This is a genomic window from Vreelandella xerophytica, assembly GCF_968048975.1.
Genome location: NZ_OZ309106.1, coordinates 2,683,250 through 2,706,018, shown reverse-complemented (window position 1 = coordinate 2,706,018; position 22,769 = coordinate 2,683,250). Strand labels below are relative to the sequence as shown.

General features: G+C 61.2%; 21 protein-coding genes. 16 read left to right on the top strand and 5 right to left on the bottom strand.

Annotated elements, in window-relative coordinates:
- Positions 1–37: 37 nt before the first annotated feature.
- From ACWF8S_RS12700 to ACWF8S_RS12690, 3 genes are all read left to right on the top strand, one after another.
- On the top strand, positions 38–763 hold the full coding sequence (locus tag ACWF8S_RS12700) for a tellurite resistance TerB family protein (RefSeq protein WP_447553692.1): 726 nt from the start codon (positions 38–40) through the stop codon (positions 761–763).
- Positions 763–1,236 carry a phosphatidylglycerophosphatase A family protein gene (locus ACWF8S_RS12695; RefSeq protein ID WP_447553691.1) on the top strand — a complete coding sequence of 158 codons (474 nt, stop codon included), beginning with the start codon at positions 763–765 and terminating at the stop codon, positions 1,234–1,236. Before ACWF8S_RS12700 ends, ACWF8S_RS12695 begins: the two co-directional genes overlap by 1 nt.
- 210 nt (positions 1,237–1,446) lie before the next feature.
- Positions 1,447–2,199 (top strand): tellurite resistance TerB family protein, encoded by a 753-nt coding sequence (locus tag ACWF8S_RS12690; protein WP_447553690.1) that lies wholly within the window; start codon positions 1,447–1,449, stop codon positions 2,197–2,199.
- A 95-nt stretch (positions 2,200–2,294) separates the two neighbouring features.
- Here ACWF8S_RS12690 and ACWF8S_RS12685 read toward each other — a convergent pair whose 3' ends face one another.
- Complete coding sequence (locus ACWF8S_RS12685) at positions 2,295–3,677, bottom strand: NAD-dependent succinate-semialdehyde dehydrogenase (protein ID WP_447553689.1); 1,383 nt, start codon at positions 3,675–3,677, stop codon at positions 2,295–2,297.
- 311 nt (positions 3,678–3,988) lie between these two features.
- The gene (locus ACWF8S_RS12680) at positions 3,989–4,888 is read right to left on the bottom strand and encodes a LysR family transcriptional regulator (RefSeq protein ID WP_447553688.1); all 900 of its coding nucleotides are present in this window, start codon (positions 4,886–4,888) and stop codon (positions 3,989–3,991) included.
- A gap of 146 nt (positions 4,889–5,034) precedes the next feature.
- Between ACWF8S_RS12680 and ACWF8S_RS12675 the strand changes: the two genes are divergently transcribed.
- The 10 genes from ACWF8S_RS12675 to ACWF8S_RS12630 all read left to right on the top strand — a co-directional run bounded on the left by ACWF8S_RS12675 (position 5,035) and on the right by ACWF8S_RS12630 (position 17,995).
- Positions 5,035–6,543 carry a CoA-acylating methylmalonate-semialdehyde dehydrogenase gene (locus ACWF8S_RS12675; RefSeq protein WP_447553687.1) on the top strand — a complete coding sequence of 503 codons (1,509 nt, stop codon included), beginning with the start codon at positions 5,035–5,037 and terminating at the stop codon, positions 6,541–6,543.
- Between the two features lie 29 nt (positions 6,544–6,572).
- Positions 6,573–8,237, top strand: coding sequence for a GMC family oxidoreductase (locus ACWF8S_RS12670; RefSeq protein WP_447556595.1), 1,665 nt, complete (start codon positions 6,573–6,575; stop codon positions 8,235–8,237).
- 190 nt (positions 8,238–8,427) lie between these two features.
- Positions 8,428–8,634 (top strand): cold-shock protein, encoded by a 207-nt coding sequence (locus ACWF8S_RS12665; protein ID WP_054641278.1) that lies wholly within the window; start codon positions 8,428–8,430, stop codon positions 8,632–8,634.
- 308 nt (positions 8,635–8,942) lie between these two features.
- Entirely contained in the window at positions 8,943–10,712 is a 1,770-nt protein-coding gene (locus ACWF8S_RS12660; protein ID WP_447553686.1) for an SLC13 family permease, read from the top strand.
- 82 nt (positions 10,713–10,794) lie between these two features.
- Complete coding sequence (locus ACWF8S_RS12655) at positions 10,795–11,460, top strand: alpha/beta hydrolase (RefSeq protein WP_447553685.1); 666 nt, start codon at positions 10,795–10,797, stop codon at positions 11,458–11,460.
- 74 nt (positions 11,461–11,534) lie between these two features.
- On the top strand, positions 11,535–12,245 hold the full coding sequence (locus ACWF8S_RS12650) for a hydrogenase subunit MbhD domain-containing protein (RefSeq protein WP_447553683.1): 711 nt from the start codon (positions 11,535–11,537) through the stop codon (positions 12,243–12,245).
- Positions 12,242–13,732 (top strand): complex I subunit 5 family protein, encoded by a 1,491-nt coding sequence (locus ACWF8S_RS12645; protein WP_447553682.1) that lies wholly within the window; start codon positions 12,242–12,244, stop codon positions 13,730–13,732. The genes ACWF8S_RS12650 and ACWF8S_RS12645 overlap by 4 nt, the downstream gene beginning before the upstream one ends.
- Positions 13,729–15,234, top strand: a complete 1,506-nt coding sequence (locus ACWF8S_RS12640; protein ID WP_447553681.1) for a proton-conducting transporter transmembrane domain-containing protein — start codon at positions 13,729–13,731, stop codon at positions 15,232–15,234. Before ACWF8S_RS12645 ends, ACWF8S_RS12640 begins: the two co-directional genes overlap by 4 nt.
- The gene (locus ACWF8S_RS12635) at positions 15,231–16,997 is read left to right on the top strand and encodes a complex I subunit 5 family protein (RefSeq protein ID WP_447553680.1); all 1,767 of its coding nucleotides are present in this window, start codon (positions 15,231–15,233) and stop codon (positions 16,995–16,997) included. Before ACWF8S_RS12640 ends, ACWF8S_RS12635 begins: the two co-directional genes overlap by 4 nt.
- On the top strand, positions 16,994–17,995 hold the full coding sequence (locus ACWF8S_RS12630) for a YihY/virulence factor BrkB family protein (RefSeq protein ID WP_447553679.1): 1,002 nt from the start codon (positions 16,994–16,996) through the stop codon (positions 17,993–17,995). The genes ACWF8S_RS12635 and ACWF8S_RS12630 overlap by 4 nt, the downstream gene beginning before the upstream one ends.
- 79 nt (positions 17,996–18,074) lie before the next feature.
- On the opposite strand, the gene ACWF8S_RS12625 is transcribed toward ACWF8S_RS12630, so the two are convergent.
- Together ACWF8S_RS12625 and ACWF8S_RS12620 are read right to left on the bottom strand one after the other, a co-directional pair.
- Positions 18,075–19,484, bottom strand: a complete 1,410-nt coding sequence (locus ACWF8S_RS12625) for a PhoH family protein (protein WP_447553678.1) — start codon at positions 19,482–19,484, stop codon at positions 18,075–18,077.
- Between the two features lie 239 nt (positions 19,485–19,723).
- Positions 19,724–20,593 (bottom strand): LysR family transcriptional regulator, encoded by an 870-nt coding sequence (locus ACWF8S_RS12620; protein ID WP_447553677.1) that lies wholly within the window; start codon positions 20,591–20,593, stop codon positions 19,724–19,726.
- A 105-nt stretch (positions 20,594–20,698) separates the two neighbouring features.
- On the opposite strand from ACWF8S_RS12620, the gene ACWF8S_RS12615 reads away from it, so the two are divergent.
- Both ACWF8S_RS12615 and ACWF8S_RS12610 read left to right on the top strand, forming a co-directional pair.
- Positions 20,699–21,562: a cation diffusion facilitator family transporter gene (locus ACWF8S_RS12615; protein ID WP_447553676.1), complete on the top strand. Its 864-nt coding sequence runs from the start codon at positions 20,699–20,701 to the stop codon at positions 21,560–21,562.
- Between the two features lie 88 nt (positions 21,563–21,650).
- A complete protein-coding gene (locus tag ACWF8S_RS12610; protein ID WP_447553675.1) occupies positions 21,651–21,920 on the top strand; it encodes a hypothetical protein in 270 nt (89 codons plus the stop codon).
- Between the two features lie 44 nt (positions 21,921–21,964).
- Here ACWF8S_RS12610 and ACWF8S_RS12605 read toward each other — a convergent pair whose 3' ends face one another.
- Positions 21,965–22,150, bottom strand: coding sequence for a DUF3008 family protein (locus tag ACWF8S_RS12605; RefSeq protein WP_447553674.1), 186 nt, complete (start codon positions 22,148–22,150; stop codon positions 21,965–21,967).
- Between the two features lie 148 nt (positions 22,151–22,298).
- On the opposite strand from ACWF8S_RS12605, the gene ybaK reads away from it, so the two are divergent.
- Positions 22,299–22,766, top strand: coding sequence for a Cys-tRNA(Pro) deacylase (gene ybaK, locus ACWF8S_RS12600; RefSeq protein WP_447553673.1), 468 nt, complete (start codon positions 22,299–22,301; stop codon positions 22,764–22,766).
- Positions 22,767–22,769: the final 3 nt, after the last annotated feature.

The following is a 22,769-nucleotide window of genomic DNA, read 5'->3' as shown; positions in this document are numbered from 1 at the left end:
CTTTCACAGTGTCTTGTCGTAAAGCAAGGAGCAGCGAATGAACGCAAGCGCCATTTTACAAAAATTGATGCAACAGGCCGGCGGCACGGGCCAAGGCGGTCAGGGCGGCGGTGTGGATGTAAAGGGTATGCTCGACGGTCTATCGCGCCAGCTCGGCGGTAATGAAGCCGGCGTTAAAGGCAGCGGTTTCGACCTGAAGAGCCTGCTGGGCGGCGGCGCCATGGGCATGCTGGTCGGCTCCAAACGCGGGCGCAAGCTGGGCGGCAAGGCGCTTAAATACGGCGCCCTTGCAGGGGTCGGAATGCTCGCCTGGAAGGCGTGGCAGAGTAGCCAGACCGCCAAAGGGGGTAGCCCCGCGCCGCAGAGCAATGATGAAGGCGAACGCGTGGAGGTACTCACCGGCGAGTTACAGGAGCGTCGAAGCCTGGAGCTTTTACAGGCGATGATCATGGCCGCCCGGGCCGATGGCCATATCGACGAGCAGGAGCGCGCGCTGATCAGCGAGCAGATCGATACTCTGGGGGCCGATGACGAACTGCACGGTTGGGTCGAGCAGCAGCTGAACGCCCCACTTGATGCCAACGCACTAGCCCGTCAGGCGGATTCGCCCCAAGCGGCTCGGGAGATGTATCTGATCAGCCTGGCGGTGAGTGATGAGCAAAACCCCATGGAGAAAGCCTGGCTCGAACAGTTGGCCACCGAGCTCGAGCTGGACGCCGAGATGGTGGCCGAGCTCGAGCGCCAGGCGGTTCAGGCCGGCTGATGCTCGAAACGCTCAACCTGTGGCTTGCCTCGGGCCTGAGTCTTGGCTACGCCCCCGTCGCGCCCGGCACCGTAGGGTCGCTGCTGGGCGTAGCTCTTGCCTGGGGGCTGCTGGCGCGCCCGCTTGGCCAGCAGGCAGGGGTGGTCCTGGTGCTACTGGGGCTAGGTGGTGGCGTGTGCCACTACGCGGGTCTTTATCACGGCGGGCTGGATCACGGCAGTATCGTGCTCGATGAGATCGTGGCCTTCCCGCTGGCGGTTATTGGCCTACGCGCAGCGCGCCATCCGGCGTTGATGACGCTGGCGTTCGTCGTCTACCGGTTTTTCGACGTGCTCAAGCCGCCCCCGGTCTCGTGGGCCGAAGGGGTGCCCGGTGGGCTCGGTATCGTGCTCGATGACGTCATCGCCGCGTGTTTGACCTGGCTTATCCTGGCCGCGGTGCTAACGCTTTATCGACGGCGCCTTGCGAGCTAACGCTTAGCCTTGAGCACCAAACAACAAAAAAACGCCGCAAGCAGCGCTTGCGGCGTTTTTATACGCCAGTGAACTTAAGGTGCAAATACCGCGTCGCATCGCGGTCAGTACCAGCCGACAAGGAAGCCGGGTTGAGGTAAAAGGGGCGAAAGCGTCTAATCTGCTGGTAGGGTGGCGGGTTGCCACTCCATTAGCTCAAGGAGTCCACGGATGAACGCGAGTACTATTCTTAAGCAGTTGATGCAGCAAGATGACGGCGAATTCGGTATCAAGGGTGTGCTGGATGATCCAGCACACCGGTCGGATAATCAGCCGGGTCACCGCGTGGGCCGTCGGTTATCGGGCCCGTCATCCCGTTCGAGCGGTTTTGATACGAAGAGTGCGCTGGGCGGCGGCGCCATGGCGATACTGATGGGCTCCGGGCCTGGTCGCAAGCTGACCGGCAAGGCGCTCAAATATGGCATTGTGGCGGGAATAGGCGTGTATGCCTGGAACGCGTGGCAGAACTCCCAGTTACGCAACGGACGTGGTGGCGCAGTGGGCACCGAGTGGGATAGCGACGAGGCCCGTGCGGCAAGCGGACACGTCGACTCCCTCAGCGGCGAGCGCCAGGAGCAGCGCAGCCGGGCACTGCTGCAGGCCATGATCATGGCCGCCCGCGCCGCCGTTCAAAACGATGAGCAGATACGCGCCTCGATGACCGGAAAGATGCGCGCCCTGGGCGCCGATGATGAGTTGCACGCTTGGGTCGAGCAGCAGTTGAACGCTTCATTGGATGCCAAGGCGCTTGCCGAGCAGGCAGACTCTCACGAGGCCGCCCGCGAGATGTACTTGATTAGCGTGGCCGTTATAGATGACGGGGATCCCAAGGGGCGCGCATGGCTCGACCAGCTTGCCAACGCGATTGATATCTCCAATGAGGAGGCTTCCGAGCTCGAGCGTCTGGCGCGTGAAAGCAGGTAACCACGCCTTCAGGGCATAAAAAAACGCCGCAAGCAGTGCTTGCGGCGTTTATCGTTTCTAACCAGTCAAACTGGCCAGCCAAAGGCGTTGCGGTATTACTCGCTAACGACGATGACCGCCTTGGCGTTGACGAATTCGTGCATGCCGAAGCCGCCGTGCTCGCGACCGTAGCCGGAGTCCTTCACGCCGCCAAAGGGCATTTCCGGCGTGGCCACGCCAAAGCCGTTGATGAAGACCATGCCGGTATCGAAGTACTTGCTGGCAAGCTCCGTGGCGCGCTTGGTGTCCTTGGAGATGATACCGCCACCCAGGCCATAACGGCTGTCGTTGGCGATGCGCATGGCATCTTCGTCGTCTTTCGCGCGGATCAGCGCGGCGACCGGGCCGAACAGTTCGTCGTCATAAGCGGGCTGGCCGGGTGTTACGTTGTCCAGCACGGTAACCGGATAGAATGCGCCCTGACCACTCGGCTTTTCACCGCCGCACAGAATCGTCGCACCGTTGCTGACGCTTTTTTCCACCTGCTCGTGCAGGCCATCGCGCAGGTCGACACGCGCCATCGGGCCCACATCGGTGCCGTTCTCTTTCGGGTCACCCACTTTCAGGCTCTTCATCTTCTCGACAAAGCGCTCCTTGAAGGCCTCATAGTTTTTCTCGGTCACAACGAAACGCTTGGCCGCCACGCAGGTCTGGCCACCGTTGAATACCCGGCCGGTTACGCAGGTATTGATCGCCACATCGAGATCCGCGTCGTCGAGCACCAGAAAAGCGTCGTTGGAGCCCAGCTCCAGGACGGTCTTCTTGAGGTTCTCGGCAGCCTTGGCCGCCACCTTGCGACCGGCAGTGTCGCTACCGGTCAGGGTTACACCGCGCACGTACTTGTGTTCGATGATCGCATCCGAAGTATCGTGGGAGATCACCAGCGTGCGGAAGACGTTCTCGGGAAGCCCGGCGTCGCGGTAGATCTTCTCGAGAAGCAGGGCGCTGCCGGTAACGTTCTCGGCGTGCTTGAGCAGTACGCTGTTACCCGCCATGATATTGGCGATGGAGTAGCGCACCGCCTGATAGGCCGGGAAATTCCACGGCTGAATGCCGTAGATCACACCCATGGGCGAATAGGTGATGAACCCGCGCTCACCATTACCGGGTTTACGCTCTTCATCGGCAAGCTTTTCAGGACCCTGTTCGGCGGTGTAATCGCAGATACCCACACATAGATCGATTTCCTGGCGCGCCTCTTGCGGCGGCTTGCCCATCTCATCGACCATCAGCATGGCGAACTCTTCCTTGTGGTCAGCCAGTGCCTGACCGATCGCCTTCACCGTTTTTGCCCGCTCATCAAGGGGCTTGAGCCGCCATTGTAGAAATGCCTCGTGGCTTTGCTCGACCACCTTGATGGCCTGGTCTTTATCCATCAGCGAGTAGCTTTCAAGGTTCTCGCCGGTAGCCGGATTAACGGTAGTGATGCTGTTGCTCATAAGATCTCCTGTCTTTAGATCAACGCCTTCAGAGCAATGCTTTCAAATCAACGCTTTCTTGACGTCTGCGTGCCTGAAGGACTTCTTGAATCAGCAATCGAACATGACAGACCTTGGATAAGCAGGTCATTAGTCGACTGGTCTATTTAAGTTCTCTACCACCTTAGTAGACAAAAGCCGCTTTAGCCAAACATGAATTTGTAACCGCTCAGCTTTACTACCCCGGTGGGGGTAGGCGATGTATTCAAGCTGGACCTGTTAGGCCCTTCCTTGTGGCCAATGTTCCCGCTGACTCGGGCATTCGTGGGTGATCACACGCGGTGCGGCCATACACTATCGAGTGTATGAAGCGCTGCCTCGATGACGGGCTCGGCTTGCCTGTCGCCTCGCCAGACAAGGCTGAGGGCACAGGGCAGACGCAAATCGTTCACTACGGCAAGGCCGCTTTCCTGGCGCTCGGCCATGGCCACGGCGTCCCGGGCCAGGCTCAGGCCCACACCCGCACGCACCAGATCGAGCATGCAGGCCTCCTGATCGACCTGGGCCACACGGTTGAGGATGGCACCACTCTTCGCCAGAGCGTGGGCAAGCAGCCGATGATGGGCAGAATCACTCGGTGTCACGATCCAGGGCAAAGCGGCCAAGGCCTCCCAGCGGGTATTCGCGAGCCTGGCCTCCCAGCCCGCCGGAGCCACCACGTGGTAGTCAAAATACGTCAGCTCGCGAAAACCGAGGCTTTCAAGTGCCGGTCCTTCTCCCGGCGGGGCCAGGATGAAGCCTACATCCAGTGCGGTTTGCTCTACCTGGGTAATCACGCTGCCGCTCATGCCGTGCTTGAGTTCGGTTTCGAGTTGAGGCGCGCGTGCCATCAGGCGGCTCAAGAAGTGGCCCAGGCGAAGGAACTCGGGGTCGACGATAGTGCCGATTCTAAGCAGTCCCCGCGGGGTCTGATGCAAGGCGCTGGCGCTTTGCTCGAACGCCTGGGCGCTTGCCAGCGCCTGCTGCGCGGCAGGCAGCAGGGCGTAACCGTCGGCGGTCAAGGCCAGCCCCTGGGGGCGGCGCTGGAAAAGCGTCAGTCCCAGATGCGCTTGAAGCTGCTTCAACTTTAGGCTGATGGCAGGTTGGGTAAGGTGCAATTGCTCTGCGGCCCGGGAAACGCTGCCGGTTTGCGCAACCGCCACGAATGCCCGCAGTGCGGCATACTCCTGCATATAGGGCCCCTGTTATTGTCATGTTATTAGTAAAGCTTATATCGCGGTTAAGAATTACTCAATTGATCCGCAGGGGCGACCCGGTAGGCTTCTAGGATTACGTAGTGCTTACTCCTTGTTCCTTCTTCTTGCTTATAAGGGCCGCCATGTCTACCACGATTCATCACTTCATCAACGGCACGCTCACCCCGGGCATTTCCAGTCAACACCAGGCGGTAACCAACCCGGCTACCGGCCAGACGACCGGACAGGTGGCGCTGGCCAATCAGGCCGATGTCGACCGGGCTGTGGACGCCGCGCAGATGGCGTTTCCCGCCTGGGCGGATACCCCGCCCATCCGTCGCGCCCGGGTGCTGTTCAAGTTTCTGGAGCTTTTGAATCGACACAAGGATGAGCTGGCCGAGGCAATCACCAAAGAGCACGGCAAGGTCTTCACCGACGCCCAGGGCGAAGTGGCCCGGGGGATCGACATCGTCGAGTTTTCCTGCGGTATTCCTCAACTGCTCAAGGGCGACTATACCGAGCAGGTAAGCACCGGGATCGATAACTGGACCGTGCGCCAGCCGCTGGGGGTGGTGGCGGGTATTACCCCGTTCAACTTCCCTGCCATGGTGCCGATGTGGATGTTTCCCGTGGCGATTGCGACCGGCAACACGTTCATCTTGAAGCCCAGCCCGCTGGACCCCAGCGCTTCGCTGCTCCTTGCAGACCTGCTCAAGCAAGCAGGTCTGCCCGACGGTGTATTCAACGTGCTGCAAGGGGGCAAGGAGGCGGTCGAGGCGCTGATCGATCACCCCGAGGTGAAGGCGCTCTCGTTTGTGGGCTCCACGCCGATCGCCAATTCGATCTACGAACGCGGCGCCAGGCACGGCAAGCGTGTCCAGGCGCTGGGCGGGGCCAAGAACCACATGGTCGTGATGCCCGACGCCCATCTGGATAAAGCTGTCGATGCGCTGGTCGGGGCGGCCTTTGGCTCGGCGGGCGAGCGCTGCATGGCGATCAGCGTGGCCGTGCTGGTGGGGGATGTGGCCGATAAGGTGGTGTCCCAGCTTGCCGAGCGGGCACAGGGTCTTCAAGTCAAGGACGGCATGCAGCTTGACGCCGAGATGGGCCCCATCGTGACGCGAGAGGCTCACGCGCGCATTACCGGCTATATAGAGAAGGGTGTCGTGGAGGGCGCCGAGCTGGTGGTCGACGGCCGTGAATTTGACTCAGGCCAGACCGGCGAGGGTAACCATGATGGCTTCTGGATGGGTGGCACGCTGTTTGACCGCGTTACGCCGGACATGACCATCTATAAAGAGGAGATCTTCGGCCCGGTGCTGGTATGCGTTCGCGTGCCGGACATCACCCGCGCCATCGAGCTGATCAACGCCCACGAATTTGGCAACGGCGTCAGCCTTTTCACCGAAAGCGGCAGCACCGCGCGGGAGTTCGGCCGGCGCATCCAGGTAGGCATGGTGGGCATCAACGTGCCGATTCCGGTGCCCATGGCCTGGCACGGTTTTGGCGGCTGGAAGCGTTCGCTGTTCGGGGATACTCATGCGTATGGTGAAGAGGGCGTGCGCTTTTATACCAAGCAGAAATCGATCATGCAGCGCTGGTCGGACTCCATCGATGCCGGTGCCGATTTCATGATGCCCACGGCCAAGTAGCCGGCGCGGGGTAACAGGAGAGCAGCGTGATGGTCACCACCAACAACAATTTCGACTATATCGTCATCGGCGCCGGGACGGCCGGCTGCTTGATGGCCAACCGGCTAAGCGCCGACCCGAACAACAAGGTGCTGTTGATCGAGGCGGGCGGGCGCGACAACTACCACTGGATACACGTGCCGGTCGGCTACCTCTACTGCATCAATAATCCGCGCACCGATTGGCTCTACAAGACCGATCCAGACAAGGGGCTGAACGGCCGCTCGTTGATCTATCCCCGCGGCAAGACCCTGGGCGGGTGTTCGAGCATCAACGGCATGATCTACATGCGCGGCCAGGCGCGTGATTATGATCATTGGGCGAGTGTGGTCAACGACCCCGCCTGGAACTGGCAAAGCTGCCTTCAGGATTTCATCCGTCATGAGAGCCATTACCGGATGGACGCAGATGGCGACGCCGACGCTGCACACCGGAAGTTTCACGGTCAAGGCGGGGAATGGCGGGTGGAAAAGCAGCGGCTCAAGTGGCCGGTGCTGGATGATTTCGCCAAGGCCGCCGAAGAGGCAGGTATCCCGCGTACCGAAGACTTCAACCGCGGCGACAACGAAGGCGTGGCGTATTTCGATGTCAATCAGCGGGCGGGTTGGCGCTGGAACACCTCCAAGGCGTTTCTACGCCCGGCGTTAAAGCGGCCCAACCTGACGCTCTGGCACACCGCCCAGGTCAATACGCTCTGTTTCGATGACGATGGTGAAGGCCCACCGCGCTGCATCGGGGCCGAGGTAGTGCGTGAAGGGCGTACCGAGCGCGTTGGCGCTACCCGAGAAGTGGTGCTGTGCGCCGGCGCCATCGGCTCGCCCACGCTTTTGCAGCTTTCGGGCATCGGCCCGCGCGAGCACCTCGAAAAATTGCATATAAAGGTGGTAAAGGATCTTCCCGGGGTGGGGGAGAACCTGCAGGATCACCTCCAGATACGCTCGGTTTATCGAGTCAGCAACGCACTGACGCTGAATGCCATGGCCGGGACGTTATGGGGCAAGGTGGGCATCGGTTGGGAGTACTTGACCAGGCGCACGGGGCCAATGAGCATGGCGCCTTCGCAGCTGGGCGCCTTTACGCGAAGCTCCAGGGCGTACGAGCACCCCAACCTTCAGTACCACGTGCAGCCCTTGAGCCTTGAGGCCTTCGGTCAGCCGCTTCACCCTTATCCGGCGATTACCGCCAGCGTGTGCAACCTGAATCCCACAAGCCGCGGCACGGTGCGTGTGAAAAGCCGCGATCCCAGGGCGGCACCGGCGATCGCACCCAATTACCTGAGCACAGAGGAGGATCGTCAGGTGGCGGCAGACTCGCTAAGAGTCACCCGGCGTATTGCGAGCCAGCCAGCGTTTGCCAAGTACACCCCCGAGGAGGTCAAACCCGGTACCGAGTACCATAGCGACGAGGAACTGGTGCGTCTGGCTGGTGATATCGGCACCACGATCTTTCATCCGGTAGGCACCACTCGCATGGGCAGGGCGGACGATCCGCAGGCAGTGGTGGACGCTAGGCTTCGCGTGCTGGGCGTGCGCGGGCTGCGTATCGCAGACGCGGGAATCATGCCCACCATCACCAGCGGCAACACCAATTCACCCACATTGATGATCGCTGAAAAGGCGGCGCGATGGATTTCTGAAGGGGCGTCATCGCACTGACACTTTTTTCGGGCATGGTGTTGACGTGTGCGTTGGTTGAGTGCATTCTTCAGGCAGTAGGTTAGCAAGTCGAACGTTGTCAGCAGCATCGAAACGCCCTAGCGTTGAGTCTGGTGAAAGTTTCTTGTTCTACCCACTGCAACTCGGGTATTACCCGGCTTTACATTAAGCTACATCGAGGATTTCGATCATGGCAACTGGTACCGTTAAGTGGTTTAACGACACTAAAGGCTTCGGCTTCATTTCCCCGGACGACAATGGCGACGACCTGTTCGCGCATTTCTCTGAAATTCAGGCAGACGGCTTCAAAACCCTGCAAGACGGTCAGAAGGTTTCCTTCGACGTGACCCAGGGTAAAAAAGGCCTTCAGGCTTCCAACATCAAGGTTCTGGGTTAATTCCCTCCTTGATGTAAGTTGTCAGCGCCAACGGCACTGATATGCTTGAAAACCCCGCTTCGGCGGGGTTTTTTATTGTCTGCGTATCGGGTTCTGCGGCCAGACTGTGTCTCGCATCTCGCATCTCGCATCTCGCATCTCGCACCTCGCACCTCGCACCTCGCACCTCGCACCTCGCACCTCGCACCTCGCACCTCGCACCTCGCATTCGTATATGCAATTTAGTTCTTGATGTGTTTCCAAAAATAACTTTTTAGAATATCCGTCAAGCGGCACAATGGCGTCAGTTTTAATTTAAGGCGCGTGTCATGTCACTAGATGCTTGGATTGCGATAGGGGTGGTATTGACGGTGTTTCCGTTGATGGCGCTTTCCCGCCTGGGGCCGGATATCATTTTACTGGGTGCCGTGGTGCTCTTGATGACACTGGGTGTGATAGACCCTCAGCAGGGGCTGGGCGGTTTTTCCAACGCCGGGCTTTTCACGGTGGCGTTCATGTACGTGCTGGTGGCGGGCATTCGTGAAACCGGCGGTATCGATCTGATCATTCGCCATGTGCTGGCAAACCCCGTCACCGAGCGGCGCGCGCTCACCCGCCTGGTACTGCCAGTGGCCTCACTTAGCGCGTTCTTGAACAACACGCCGGTCATGGCGACCTACATTCCTGCGGTGATGAGCTGGAGCCGGCGCATCAAGCGCTCCCCCCAGCGGCTTTTGATGCCGCTCAGCTTTGCCTCCATTCTGGGCGGTACCATCACGCTTTTTGGCACCAGCACTAATCTGGTGGTCTATGGGCTTTTGATCGAGCGTTACCCCGAGATTTCCATGGGGCTGTTCGACCTTGCCTGGGTGGGCCTGCCCGTGGCCGTGGCGGGGCTGGCCTATCTGATTTTTATCGCGCCCCGGCTCTTGCCCAACCGGGAGGGCATGGCCCGAGTGTTTGCCAATCCTCGTGAGTTTACCATCGAGATGGAAGTGGACCCGGATGGCGTGCTGGTCGACCGTAGCGTCGAAGAAGCCGGGCTTCGCCATCTTCAGGAACTGTTTCTGGTCGAAATCGAGCGTGCGGGCAATGTGGTCAGCGTGGTAGGCCCCGGCGAGCAGCTAAAAGGGGGCGACCGCTTGGTATTTGCCGGCACCAGCGATGCCGCGGTGGAACTTCAGCAGATTCGCGGGCTGATCCCCTCCAGTGAACACGCGTCAAATCTGGAAAAGGAGTTCAAGGAGCGCCGTCTGGTCGAGGCGGTGGTCTCCAGCCAGTGCCAGTTCATTGGTCAGCGCATCCGGGATGGCCGCTTTCGTACGCTTTACGGCGCGGCGGTACTGGCCATCTGTCGCGGCGGTGAACGGGTCACGGGCAATCTGGGGCAGGTGCGCCTGCAATCCTCTGATGTACTGCTTCTGGAGGCGCGTCCGCCGTTTATCGAGCGTCACCGCCAGTCCAGGGACTTTCTGCTGATCAGCGAGCTCAATGGCGCCGCCCGCCCGGTGCACGAAAAGGCACCGCTGGCCTGGGCGATCCTGCTCGGCGCGGTTCTTCTGGCCGCGCTGGGGGTTTTGAGCATGCTCAATGCAGCCATGCTGGGTGCTGCCCTGGTGCTGTTGACCGGCTGCTGCACGGTCTCCGCCGCCAAGCGGGGGCTGGATACCCAGGTGCTGTTGACCATCGCGGCCTCGTTCGGCGTGGGGGCGGCGCTGCAAAGTTCGGGGGCGGCGAGCGTGCTCGCCGGCGGCGTACTCTCCATGGTGGCGGGCAGTCCCTGGCTTTTGCTGGTGGGTACTTACTGCGTGGTGGCGCTTTTGACCGAGCTTGTGACCAACAACGCCGCGGCAGTGATCATCTTTCCGGTGGTCACGGCGGCGGCGGAGAGTCTGGGGGTCAATATCATGCCTTATGTGGTGACCATCATGTTCGCCGCCTCGGCAAGCTTTCTGACGCCGATCGGCTACCAGACCAACCTGATGGTGTATGGCCCCGGCGGCTATCGGATCAGCGATTTTCTGCGGGTGGGCGGGGGCTTGAACGTGCTGACCGGGGCGATTGCCGTCATGCTGATTCCGCTGGTGTGGCCCTTCTAGGTAACACTGCCTGGGCAACATTGCTCGCCGCGCGTGCCACTTTGCGCTAGGGTGACGCTTTTGTCTGAGAGGAAAGCACCCCATGTCAGAGCCTGGTGAACTGATTATCGAGCCCAAGAACGGTCAGCCTGCCGACGCCTGCGTGTTCATCATTCACGGACTCGGGGCCGACGGGCACGATTTCGAGCCCCTGATCCCGTCCATGGCCCTGCCCAGGAGCATGAACGTGCGCTTCATCATGCCCCATGCGCCGCGTCTGGCGGTCACGGTCAACGGCGGCATGATGATGCCCGCCTGGTACGATATTCTGGCCATGGACCTGGGCCGCCGGGTGGACGAGGTGCAGCTCAAGCACTCTGCCGAGCGCATCAAGGCGCTGATCCAGGAGCAGCTTGACCAGGGAATGGATAGCCGTCGGATCATCGTGGCCGGTTTTTCCCAAGGGGGCGCGGTGGCCTATCAGGCCGCGCTGACCTTCGATGCGCCTCTTGGCGGGCTCTTGGCGATGTCGACCTACCTGGCCACAGGCGAAAGCATTGCGCTTGCCCAGGCCAACGCCTCGATTCCCGTTGAGGTGCACCACGGCAATTTCGACCCGGTCGTGCCGGAGAGTCTGGGCCGTGCCGGTGCCGAGCGGCTAAAGGAAAAAGGCTATAGCGTTAACTACAGGCAGTACCCGATGGCCCACGCGCTCTGCCCGCAGCAGGTCAATGATATCGGCAAGTGGCTGCAGGCGCGCCTGGCTTGAGCCGACATCGACAAGCGATTAAAAGGCAGGCAAAGTAGCTATTTCTAGCCAAAGCAGGGAACTCGCGAAGGCCTATGTTAGCGTCTATCGACCTTATGGAAGCGGGCCTGGCTCTTTGTCTGGCTCTGGCAGCCCTTGTTTGTCTGTTCGACCGCCACGTGGCCCGCGCAACCTGCGCCTTCGTTCTTTTTGCACTGTTGATGGCGCTGGCCTGGTGGTGGCTTGGTGCGCCCTGGCTGGCGCTGGCCGAAGTCGGGCTGGGCGCGCTGTTGACCGGTGCAAGTCTTTTCTACGCCCTGGGTGCCTGGGGCCATGGCCTTCGATACTTGTGCCTTCGCGACGTGTCCTTGCGCCATCCCACGACTGCTTTCGATACGTTTCGCGGCCCTTTGAGCCACCGCTTCGCCCGGGGCGTCTTGACGCTTGCCTGGTGTGTAATGGTGGGTGCCGTGATTCGCATCGTCATGCCTGGCATGGCCTACGCACCCTCGGAGCATCCGCTGATGCTGGTAGCGGTCTTGCTGGTCGGCACCGCCATGGGGGCATTTGCTCTGCATCGCCACCGGCTGCGCCGGCTGCTCGCCTTCAACGTGCTGGGCTCCGGCGTTTTCCTGTTGATGACCGGGCTTGCCGGCACCATCGAAGGCGCCCAGGCACTCGTCGGCGTCGGTTTGATGGTCGCCTGGCTGGGCTCGCTTTTGGGAGCACTTCTGATTCGCCATCTGCACGTCCATGAAGACGAAGCGCAACAGGAGCGCACCTCGCCTGTGGGAAGCGTGCAATGAACTGGCGCTTCGGCCTTCTGGAAAGCCCTTTTTCTCCGCTTGCTTTCAGCCACTGGGCGCTTGTGTGTGCGCTGATCCTACCGCTGCTGGCCGGCTTGATCGCCGCCTGGTGCGTGCCTAGACGGGCCTGGCCGATACTGGCGGCAAGCATCGTCGTGATCGGCTCCGGCGTGGCACTGCTTGTGGATACCCAGCAGGTGGGGCTCTTGCGCTGGCAATGGCAGTTGGCTGGGGTGGTCGTCTCGCTGCGATTGAACGGTCTGGGCGCGCTTTTGCTACTGCTGACCCAGTGCGTGGGGGCGGCGGCGGCGCTCTATACGCCGGGCTATCTGCGTCTGACAGAAGCGGGCAGGCTGGGGCGCTGGCTTTATCCGCTGATGGGGGTGTCGATCAGCGCGCTTTCGCTGATCTGGCTGGCGGCGGATCTTCTGACGCTCTATTTCGCCCTTGAACTCGTCGGGCTTTCGGCGGTGGCGATGCTGTTGCTGTCGGGCAAGCCCAAGGCGCTGGAAGCCGGCATGCGCTATCTGCTGCTGACGCTGGTCGGCTCGCTCACTTACTTGATGGGGGTGGCACTGATCATTGGCCATTGGGGGCAGCTCGAGCTGAGCGCCCTGGCGGCGGTGGTTGAACCCGGCGCCGTCGCCTGGGTGGCGGCGTCGCTGCTCGGCGCGGGGCTTGCCCTGAAAGCCGCGCTGTTTCCGTTGCACGGCTGGCTAAGCCCGGTGCACGAGAACGCCTGGACGCCGGTGAGCGCGCTGCACGCCGCGCTGGTCATCAAGGCGTCGCTGTATATTCTGGTTCTGCTCTGGAGCATCTTGCTGCCTGAAACGTTCTGGGCACCGCGCTTTGTGGCCTGGCTTGGGGGGCTAGCCATTGTGTGGGGCGGGCTGATCGCCTGGCGGGCGGACTCGCTGAAAACCCTGGTGGCCTCGTCAACGGTCGCTCAGCTGGGTTATCTGATGGTCGCTTTTCCACTGCTGCTGGGGCCGGATATCGCGCCGATTCCCCAGGCGCTCGCCTGGCAGGGGTTCTGGCTTCAACTGATCGGCCATGCCCTGGCCAAGGCGGCGATGTTCCTGGCCGCCGGGAACTTGATTCTTGCCACCGGCGAAAGCTCGCTCAAGGGCCTGGCCGGGACCAGCCGGCGTCTGCCGCTATCGCTTCTGGTATTCGGCATCGCCTCGATCACGCTCATGGGCCTTCCTCCCAGTGCCGGATTTACCGCCAAGTGGCTGCTGCTTCACGCCATGGTACTGTCCAGCCAGTGGGTGTCGGTGGCGGCGCTACTCGTCGGCACGCTATTGACCGCGGCCTACGTATTCCGGGTATTTCGTTACTCCTTTGATGAAACCGCTCCGCACCATCGCTACCAGCCACTGGCACCAGGCATGGATGCCATCGCCCTGGCGCTTGCGCTGGGAGCGCTGGCGCTGGGGCTTCTGGCGCACTTGCCGTTGACGCTTCTGCACGGAGGTAGCGCATGAACATGGCGTGGTTGCCACTATCGGCTCTGCTGGTCTCGCTGTTTGCCGCCATGGCTATCTTCTTGCTGCCGGAAAAGGCCCGCGCCGTGCGCACCGTGATCAACCTGACGGCAGCGGCCTGCAAGGTGGCGCTCGTGGCGCTGATGGTAGGGCGGGTCTCGGCAGGGCACGAGGATACCTTCAGCTTCCAGATCGTCGGCGGCATCGATTTCGTGCTGCGCGCCGACGCGCTGGGGGTGATGTTTGCCGGGCTCTCCTCGGTGCTATGGTTATGCACCACCGTCTACGCCATCGGCTATCTGGAGGGGGCGGCGAATCGCAAGCGCTTTTTCGGCTTTTTCAGCCTGTGCGTGACCAGTACCTTGGGGATCGCCCTCGCGGGTAATCTATTCACCTTCCTGATCTTCTACGAAATGCTCACGCTCTCTACCTACCCGCTGGTGGCCCACGCGGGAACGCCCAAGGCGCTGGCGGCGGGGCGGGTGTATCTTCGCTACACGCTATCGGCCGGGGTCGTGCTGCTACTGGGTGTCGTGTTGCTGTACAGCCTGACCGGCGATCAATCCTTTGCCTCCGCCCAGGGCCTCGAGCGCTACCTTGACGATCATCGCCTGCTCTTGACCGTTATCTTTGCCTTGCTGGTGGGGGGCTTGTCGGTCAAGGCGGCAATGGTGCCACTGCACGGCTGGCTGCCTCGGGCCATGGTGGCTCCCGCGCCGGTCAGCGCGCTGCTCCACGCCGTGGCTGTGGTCAAGGCCGGGGCGTTTGGCATTCTACGTATCATCTATGATCTTTACGGCATCGAGCTGAGCGTGGAGCTTGGCGTGACCACGGCACTTGCCATCGCGGCCTCCATCACCATCATTTACGGCTCATTGCGCGCGCTTACCCAGGCCGAGCTCAAGCCGCGTCTGGCGTTTTCCACCATCAGCCAGGTTTCTTACGTCGTGCTGGGGGTCAGCCTGTTCGGCCCCTTCGGTACCATCGGTGCGCTGGCGCACCTGCTTCACCAGGGGTTGATGAAGGTGACCCTGTTTTTCTGCGCGGGCATCTACGCCGAGGAGCTGGGGATTCACCGCATCGATGAGATGGACGGCGCCGGCAAGCGCATGCCGCTTACCAGTATCGCCTTCACCATTGGCGCCCTGGGCATGATTGGCCTGCCGCCCACCGCCGGGTTCATTACCAAGTGGTACCTGGGTATCGGTGCCATCGAGGCTCAGATGCTCTGGGTGGTGGCGGTACTGGCGGCAAGCAGTGTCTTGAACTCGCTTTACTTTCTGCCGATCGTCTACCGGCTGTGGTTTTGCCAAGGGCCTGCTCACGGCGTGGGTCAGTGGCCCGACGAACAGCGCCTGGGGCGGCTGGAAACCCACGGCTGGCTGTTATGGCCGACGGTATTGACCGCGGTGGCAAGCGTGGGGGCGGGGCTTCTGGCAGGGCTCCCCTTCAGCCCGCTGGATTGGGCCACCCGGGTTGCCATCGGGGAGTACTGGCCATGACAGCGCTATTTCTTGTCACTCTTCTCTGGCCGCTGTGCGTGGCCCTCGGTGTCATCGGGCAGGCGTTTGGCGTGTCTGCCAAAAGGCGGCGAAACTTCAGCCTCTGGTGGCTCAGTGCTTCCTGGCCTGCGCTGGCGTTGGCGTTTGTCGGAGAGGCCCAGTGGAGCTGGTCTGCCTGGATGCTAGGGGGGGATTGGGAACTCAACGCGCTAAGCCGCGCCTGGCTCGGGTTTACCGCACTCTTGTGGAGCCTGGCGGCGATTCATGCCCGGGGCTACTTCAAGAAGGAGCAGGCTCGCGCCCAGCAGGGCGGCGCGGACGAAGCCTATCGACTGCTGCGTTTCACGTTTTTCTGGCCGCTGACATTTCTAGGTAACGCGCTGTTGATCGTCTCCCAGGATATCGCCAGCTTCTACCTGGGCTTTGCCCTGATGACCTTTGCCGCCTATGCCCTGGTGCTGCATAACCAGGACCCCGAGGCCAGGCGCGGGGCGAGCGCTTACATGGTGTTGGCCGTGATCGGCGAGGGATTGATACTGGCGGGGCTGCTATGGGCGGCGGGCGCGGCGGATACGCAGACCCTGACGGGCGTGCGCGAGGGCATTCACTCCTCGCCCCTGGGTGTCTGGATGGCTCTTTTATTATGGCTCGGCTTTGGCGTGAAGGCGGGTATCGTGGGCCTTCATGCGTGGCTTCCATTGGCGCACCCGGTGGCACCAGCGCCGGCAAGTGCGGTACTCAGCGGGGCGATGATCAAGGCGGGGCTTCTGGGCTGGATCAGTTTCTTGCCGCTAGGCGCCGAGGCCACACCCGAGCTTGTGACGCTGGGTCGGGTAATGCTTGTTGCAGGGTTTGCGGCCGCCTTCGGGGCCGCGCTTTATGGCGTGGGACAGCAACATCCCAAGGCGGTACTCGCGTATTCAAGCATCAGCCAGATGGGGATGCTGACCGCTCTGGTGGCGATGGGCCTGGTCAACCCCGAGGTATGGCCTCTGCTTTTGCCGGGGATCATGCTGTTTGCCGGCCACCATGCCCTGGCCAAGGGGGCGCTTTTCATGGGCAGCAGCATCAGCGAGCATATGCCGCGTGTTTCCCCCACGCTTTTATGGATCGTGCTGGCTTTGCCGGGACTGTCGCTGACCGGGGCTTTCGGCGCAGGGCTCATCAGCAAGTACAGTGTGAAACATGCCCTGGAAGAGATGCATCATGCTCAGGTGATCTTGCTGCTGACCTTGGCAGCGGTAGGTACTGCGGCACTGATCGGTGCGTGTCTGTGGCGTCAGTGGCAGCAGCGAAGCGCGGGAGGAAGCGACGCTTTTCAGGTGGGCGCCTGGGCGTTCGCCATCGTCGCCGCGCTCGGCGTGCCGTGGTGGCTGCCGCTGCCGGAAGGCAGTGTGCATGTACCTTCGGTCAAGTCGCTTGTCGAGCTTGTCTGGCCCCTGCCGGCCGGGATTTTGCTGGTGGCGGCGGGCATCTGGATTGCTCGAGCATTCCACGTGAAGCCGCTGCCGGCGGGGGATGTATGGTGGGCCTACCGGGTGGCGGCCCTGAAAGGTGTGGCGCTTTGTCAGGCCATGGCCGCCTGGGCGAAACGGGTGAAGCACGCAAGCGTTGAACGTTCGCTCGCACTTGAATACCGGGTTATGACACAGTTGACCAAAACGCTTGAAGGCGAGGCGTGGTTGCGCCGTCACGGCAGCGGTTTGATGATGGCCTTTGCCATACTGCTGGCACTTTTACTGATCTGGGAGGGCCTGGGATGAGCCAAGCAAGCCATGAAAGAAAATCCCGAGGCCGAGGTGCCCATGCGCCCGGCGATATTCCCACGCCGGGTTTGGTGGATGTGGGCTGGCGGGTAGTGCGCGCGGCCCGGCGAAACCGCCTGACCATGCTGGCAGCAGGTGTGGCCTTTTATGCGCTTTTGGCGCTTTTTCCTACCATTGCCGCGGTCATTTCGCTTTGGGGGCTGATGTTCGATCCAATGGAGGCGGGCCAGCAGCTTTTTGAAATCAGCCGGTTCATGCCGCCGGATGCAGCGAGCTTGATCGACCAGCAGGCCGAACAGGTGATCGAGAACACCGAGTCGGGCAATTTCATGGCCGCGATGATCGGGCTGGGGATTGCCATGTTCATCGCGTCCAAGGGAGTGGCCGTGCTGGTAGTAGGACTTAACGTGGTATACGGCGAAAGCGAGAAACGTCCGTTCCTGCACCGCACGGTGCTGCTGACCGCGCTGACCTTCGGACTGATCGTGATGACGCTGGTGTCGTTGGGTTTCATCGCACTGATCCCCATGGGGGTGGACTCGCTCACCATCGAGTCGCCGCTGGACCAGATCATCAAGTGGCTGCGCTGGCCCGCGCTATTGATCTTGATGAGTTTTCTGATCTCGGCGCTTTACCGTTTCGCCCCGTACCGGCGTAAGCCACGCTGGGAGTGGATCAATTACGGTACGCTGTTTGCCACCGCCATGTGGCTGCTGGGTTCGGGAATCCTGTCTCTTTATGTGCGCCATTTCACTACCTTCAGTGAACTCTATGGCTCGCTGGGGGCGGTGGTGGCCCTGATGATGTGGTTCTGGCTCTCGGCCTTTATCGTGTTGTTCGGCGCCGAGCTTAACTGCGAGCTAGAACGCCAGACCTGCAATGACACGACGGTGGGGCGCCCGCGCCCTCTGGGGGAGCGCGAAGCGTTTGCCGCGGATACGATAGGCGTCACCAATCCACTGGAGGACACCCAGGATAGCGATACCCGCCAATAGCGCTTGAAAAAAGCCGCTCCCCTTGTCAACGCGCCGCCAGTTTCGGGCGGCGCTTTTGCGTCAGGGGAAAGGATTCGCGCTACAGGAGTTCTTCGGCGGCGAGCGCCAGGCGCGAGCGCTCGACGCTTTTCAAGGTGATATGTCCGGCATGGGGCCAGTCTCTGAAGCGTTCGACCACGGCGGCCATGCCGCAGGTGTTGGCGGTCAGATAGGGAGTGTCGATCTGGCCGACGTTGCCCAGGCAGACGATCTTGGTGTTGCGTCCAGCCCGGGTGACCAGGGATTTCAGCTGCTTGGGAGTGAAATTCTGTGCCTCGTCGATTATCAAAAAGGTGTCGTTGAGGGTACGTCCGCGCATGAAACCCGGGGAGCGGATCTGCACTCGTGAGCCAATCAGCTGGCGGGTGGCGCCGTTATCCCAGCTCGACTCGCCGTCGTCATTACGCAGCAGGTTGTCCATGTTGTCGTGGAAAGCGCCCATCCAGGGGGACATCTTTTCCTCTTCGGTGCCCGGTAGAAAGCCGATATCCTCGCCCATGGGAATCGGCGCCCGGGTAAATACGATGCGCTCGAACCGCTTGCTGTCCAGGGTTTGCTGGAACGCTGCGGCGAGCGTCATGTAGGTTTTTCCGGTACCGGCGTTGCCGGCAACGGTGACCAGGTCGATCTCCGGGTCCATCAGCAGATTCAGGGTAAAGTTCTGTCGGCTGTCATGGGCATGCACGCCCCAGACCCCGCTGTGATGACGGTAGTTGATCAAGAGCTGAAGCGTGGCATTCTGGGGATCAAGCTTGCGCACGATGGCTTCGAAGTCGGCGCCGTTCTCGCTATCGGACACCAGCATGCCCACGTGCCAGTTCGCGGGCATGTCGCCTTTCAGGTGGTAAAAGGTGTGCTGGCCTGCACGCTCGACGTTGACGTCGACATTCAGCGTCTCCCACAGGGAAGCGCCTTCGATGCTGGCATGTTCATAGACGCTGGCGCCCTCGATCATGGCGTCGCTGTCCGAGAAGGCGCGGTCGTTGTGGTAGTCCTCCACCGGCACCTTCAGGGCGGCGGCCTTGATGCGCAGGTTGATGTCCTTGGTGATCAGAATGACCGAGGCATCAGGACGCTCCTCCCGCAGTCGACAGGTTTCGGCCAGGATGCGGTTGTCCGGGGAGTCGCTGACTTCGTTCAACAGCTTCAGGTCGCTGTAGCATAGAAAGTGCAGCCGCCCGCTTTCGCCGGAAAGGCGAGGTATCGGCACGCCATCCTGAACCTCTTTGAACGTGACCTGGCTGGTGAGATCCGAGAGCGTGCGGCTGATCTGGCGGGCCGTGCGGGCGATTTCGCGAATACCGTTTTTATGCTTGTCCAGCTCTTCGAGAACGGTCATGGGGATGACCACATCGTGCTCTTCGAAATGATAAAGGGCGGCGGGGTCGTGAATCAGGACGTTGGTGTCGAGAACATAGAGCCGTTTGGCTTTCTTATCGAGTTTGACCATCTTGGAAGTCGCTCCTGGGTGGACGGCAACATCGACACTGGCAGGGCTTTTTTACGCATGGATGACACTGCCTGTGTTTACGCTCTAGCGTGTCCTTTTGCTCCTTTGAGGTTTTTTATAGCGTGGAAGGCATCGAGACTTTTTGCCACGCCTATTTTCAACGCACACCGTCGCCACCGATTGCAAGACGACCATGCCTGAAGTCGAGCGGCTTCCCGGCCTTTATCGAGTAACGGGTTTTACGCCTTGGCGGCCAGGTAGCGGGTGACCTTGTTCAGCAACACCGTGCCCACCTGGCCCAGGTTGTCACTCTCCAGCGCGCGGTAGCGATAACGCTCCAAGGAGAGCTCATGGGGCAGACGGCAAAGTGTGGCGCTGGTCAGTGCTTCACTCACCAGGGGGGTGGGCAGCAGAGCCCACCCGGTACCCTGAATGGCGGCGTCGCGAATCACCTCGAACATGGTCAGTCCCAGGTAGTTGGTCGAAAACAGCGCCTCGCTCACCAGTCGGTCGCCCTGATCGTACGTCAGGCAGACCTGGGTATACTGGGCCAGGTCGTCCTTGGATACGCTGGGCAGGCGGCTCAGTGGGTGAAGCGGCGCGGCGACCAGACACATGCTGATGGGCGCCAGGCTGGTGGCATTGAGCATGGCGCCTTCCGCGGCGTAGAGCCCGAAGGCAATGTCGACGGTCTGGCGCTGTACGAAGTGGGGGTGCTCCTGAGGGGGCAGCAGGTAGACCGAGATGGCCGTCAGCGGGTAGCGCTGTTTCAGGTCGTGCATGGCCTGATTCCAGAAAGCTTCCGGTAAGGCGTCATCGCGGGCAATGCAGAGCTGGCTCTCTACCCCTTGGGTGTGCTGCTGGCAGTACTTGTTGATACGCCGGGCGCTGGTGATCAAGCGGTGGCAGTCAGGCAAGATGCTCTCGCCCATGGGGGTCAACAGCAGACTGTTGCCGGAACGCTCGAAAAGCGCCACGCCCAGGTGATCTTCCAGCGCGCTGACCATGGCGCTGAGGGTGCTGCGCTTGACCCCGGTATGGCGAGCAGCGGCGGCGAAGGAGTGCTGCTCGGTGACATCGACAAACGCTTCGATCTGTTCGATACGCATGAAAAACCTTGTGAGCGCCAAATTGTTTGGCACTGAGCGATTGGGAGAGTGGGAGGCCGCTCTCTATTATGGCCCAGTTTCCACCCCTTACAGGAAGTATTCAGCGTGTCTTCGTCCACAAACGAGCGCCGTGCGCTCAGATTTTCGGCGCTCTCCGCCTTGCTTTTTGCCTTCACGGGCCTCGCCATCGGGTTAGCCTCCGGCTCCATCACCATCTTGTTCGACAGCGGTTACTCGCTGTTGAGTCTCGTGCTGGCATCGCTTTCACTGGTGGCACTCGATCACGCGCTGAAGCCCGCCGATGAGCACTATCCCTTTGGCCGGTTGACCGTCGAGCCGCTGGCGGTACTGCTCAAGGGCGTGGTGATTGCGCTGGTATGTCTTTTCTCGCTGGTATCGGCGCTCTGGAGCCTGTACCAGGGCGGGCGCATGGTGGCGCTGGACCTGGCGCTGCTTTTTGGTCTGGTCAACGTGGCGGGGTGTCTTCTTACCTGGTGGCAGCTGGCCCGCTATGCGCGCGGGCGCCACTCATCGCTCATCGCCGCCGAGCTCAAGCAGTGGCAGATGGATACCTGGCTCAGCGCCGCGGTGCTGCTCGGCTTTCTACTGACCCTGGGGCTCACCTTCACACCGCTTGCTCCCTACGCTCGCTTTGCCGACCCGGTCATGGTCCTGGTGATTGTCGCCTACTTCATGCCCATGCCGGTGAAGATGGTTCGCGGCGCGCTCAAGGAGCTGATGTTTGGCGCCCCCGGGGGCAGCATGCGTCGCGAGCTGGTCAATAATGTCGCGGATTTCGATATTGCCGATAGCGATGTGCGTCTGGCGCAGGTAGGCGGTTTCCTGATGGTCGATATCCAGCTGGACAAGGCGCAGATCGACGACGCCGAGGCCATCGTGGACAGCGTGACCCGCCATTGCCGCCACCGCCAGCTGCGCCCGGTCACCAGTATTACCCTGGTCACCTGAGCGGTAATAAAAAATATTGACGCTCTGGCATGGCAGTGGTATCTAGCCCTACCGATAATCGTATCGGGATATTTGAGGGTTTTAAAACATGCTTTTGAGCCGCTGTTTGCCCGCGCTGCTCGCCACGCTTTTGGTGGCTGGCTGCGCAAGCACCACCGTTGCCCCACGTTATACATCCAGTAATCCGGATGTCATGCGCGTTGGTGGCGAACGCCCGTCCAGTGCCGACCCGCGCACCGAAGACATGGGCTCGTACTGCCTGGAAACGTCCGAACGCTGGAACGAGCAGGGCCGCACGCCGGATGGCCAGAACCTGTGGGCGAAGGATACGCTGCGTAAAGTCGTGCCCTGCCGCTAGGTTCTGCCGATGGACTCTGGTCAGCAGGGTCTAGCTTTTCTGTATCAATCGTCCTTCTTTTCGGGTTTGCCCTTACGCTCGGTGCTGGCGAAGTCCTCGAGCTCTTTTTCGCTCATGCTGTCGTACATCTGCTTGGAGGCATCGACCAGTTCGCTGGGCTTGGTGTCACCGCGCTTGGCCGAGAGCGCCGCGCCTGCGGCTTTTTGCTGGGCTTTCGATTTTGCCGGCATCACAGACTCCTTTGCTTGGTCTTGTTCAGTCATCTTCTGTATAACGCTTTGCTGAAGTCTAGCATCCCGACCCCATTGCGCCAGAAAGGGCGTCCTGGAGGTTGTTGAACATGCACGACACGAACGCCAAGCATCAAAAGAGGCCACCATGACGCCAGCGATTAATGCCGCCAAAAAAGCAGGTATCGATTTCACCATTCATGAGTACGCCCATGAAAGCGGGGCTGCCTCTTACGGGCTCGAAGCCGCGGAGAAGCTTTGCATCGACCCCGCGCAGGTGTTCAAGACCCTGGTGGTGGAGCTCGATGGCAAGACGCTGGCCGTGGCGGCGGTGCCTGTTACTCATCAATTGGGGTTGAAACAGATAGCGAAAGCGGCCGGGGCCAAGAAAGCGGCCATGGCAAGCCCTGAAGCGGTAGAGCGTACTACCGGCTACGTGCTGGGCGGGGTCAGCCCTCTGGGCCAGAAAAGGCGGTTGGCAAGCTTTATCGATGCGTCCGCACAGCGCTTTGCCACCATTTACGTCAGCGCCGGGCGGCGCGGGCTTGAAATCGCCCTGGCCCCGGAGGATCTGTCCATGCTCTGCCAGGCGCGCTTTGCGACACTCGCCGTCTAGGGA

Bases quoted from the DNA above. Each gene is read 5' to 3' on its own strand.
- ACWF8S_RS12630 (WP_447553679.1), top strand. From the start codon at position 16,994: ATGAGCCAAGCAAGCCATGAAAGAAAATCCCGAGGCCGAGGTGCCCAT.
- ACWF8S_RS12610 (WP_447553675.1), top strand. From the start codon at position 21,651: ATGCTTTTGAGCCGCTGTTTGCCCGCGCTGCTCGCCACGCTTTTGGTG.
- ACWF8S_RS12650 (WP_447553683.1), top strand. From the start codon at position 11,535: ATGTTAGCGTCTATCGACCTTATGGAAGCGGGCCTGGCTCTTTGTCTG.
- ACWF8S_RS12670 (WP_447556595.1), top strand. From the start codon at position 6,573: ATGGTCACCACCAACAACAATTTCGACTATATCGTCATCGGCGCCGGG.
- ACWF8S_RS12660 (WP_447553686.1), top strand. From the start codon at position 8,943: ATGTCACTAGATGCTTGGATTGCGATAGGGGTGGTATTGACGGTGTTT.
- ACWF8S_RS12605 (WP_447553674.1), bottom strand. From the start codon at position 22,150: ATGCCGGCAAAATCGAAAGCCCAGCAAAAAGCCGCAGGCGCGGCGCTC.
- ACWF8S_RS12665 (WP_054641278.1), top strand. From the start codon at position 8,428: ATGGCAACTGGTACCGTTAAGTGGTTTAACGACACTAAAGGCTTCGGC.
- ACWF8S_RS12645 (WP_447553682.1), top strand. From the start codon at position 12,242: ATGAACTGGCGCTTCGGCCTTCTGGAAAGCCCTTTTTCTCCGCTTGCT.
- ACWF8S_RS12700 (WP_447553692.1), top strand. From the start codon at position 38: ATGAACGCAAGCGCCATTTTACAAAAATTGATGCAACAGGCCGGCGGC.
- ACWF8S_RS12625 (WP_447553678.1), bottom strand. From the start codon at position 19,484: ATGGTCAAACTCGATAAGAAAGCCAAACGGCTCTATGTTCTCGACACC.
- ACWF8S_RS12695 (WP_447553691.1), top strand. From the start codon at position 763: ATGCTCGAAACGCTCAACCTGTGGCTTGCCTCGGGCCTGAGTCTTGGC.
- ACWF8S_RS12635 (WP_447553680.1), top strand. From the start codon at position 15,231: ATGACAGCGCTATTTCTTGTCACTCTTCTCTGGCCGCTGTGCGTGGCC.
- ACWF8S_RS12685 (WP_447553689.1), bottom strand. From the start codon at position 3,677: ATGAGCAACAGCATCACTACCGTTAATCCGGCTACCGGCGAGAACCTT.
- ACWF8S_RS12675 (WP_447553687.1), top strand. From the start codon at position 5,035: ATGTCTACCACGATTCATCACTTCATCAACGGCACGCTCACCCCGGGC.
- ACWF8S_RS12690 (WP_447553690.1), top strand. From the start codon at position 1,447: ATGAACGCGAGTACTATTCTTAAGCAGTTGATGCAGCAAGATGACGGC.
- ACWF8S_RS12620 (WP_447553677.1), bottom strand. From the start codon at position 20,593: ATGCGTATCGAACAGATCGAAGCGTTTGTCGATGTCACCGAGCAGCAC.
- ACWF8S_RS12680 (WP_447553688.1), bottom strand. From the start codon at position 4,888: ATGCAGGAGTATGCCGCACTGCGGGCATTCGTGGCGGTTGCGCAAACC.
- ybaK (WP_447553673.1), top strand. From the start codon at position 22,299: ATGACGCCAGCGATTAATGCCGCCAAAAAAGCAGGTATCGATTTCACC.
- ACWF8S_RS12640 (WP_447553681.1), top strand. From the start codon at position 13,729: ATGAACATGGCGTGGTTGCCACTATCGGCTCTGCTGGTCTCGCTGTTT.
- ACWF8S_RS12655 (WP_447553685.1), top strand. From the start codon at position 10,795: ATGTCAGAGCCTGGTGAACTGATTATCGAGCCCAAGAACGGTCAGCCT.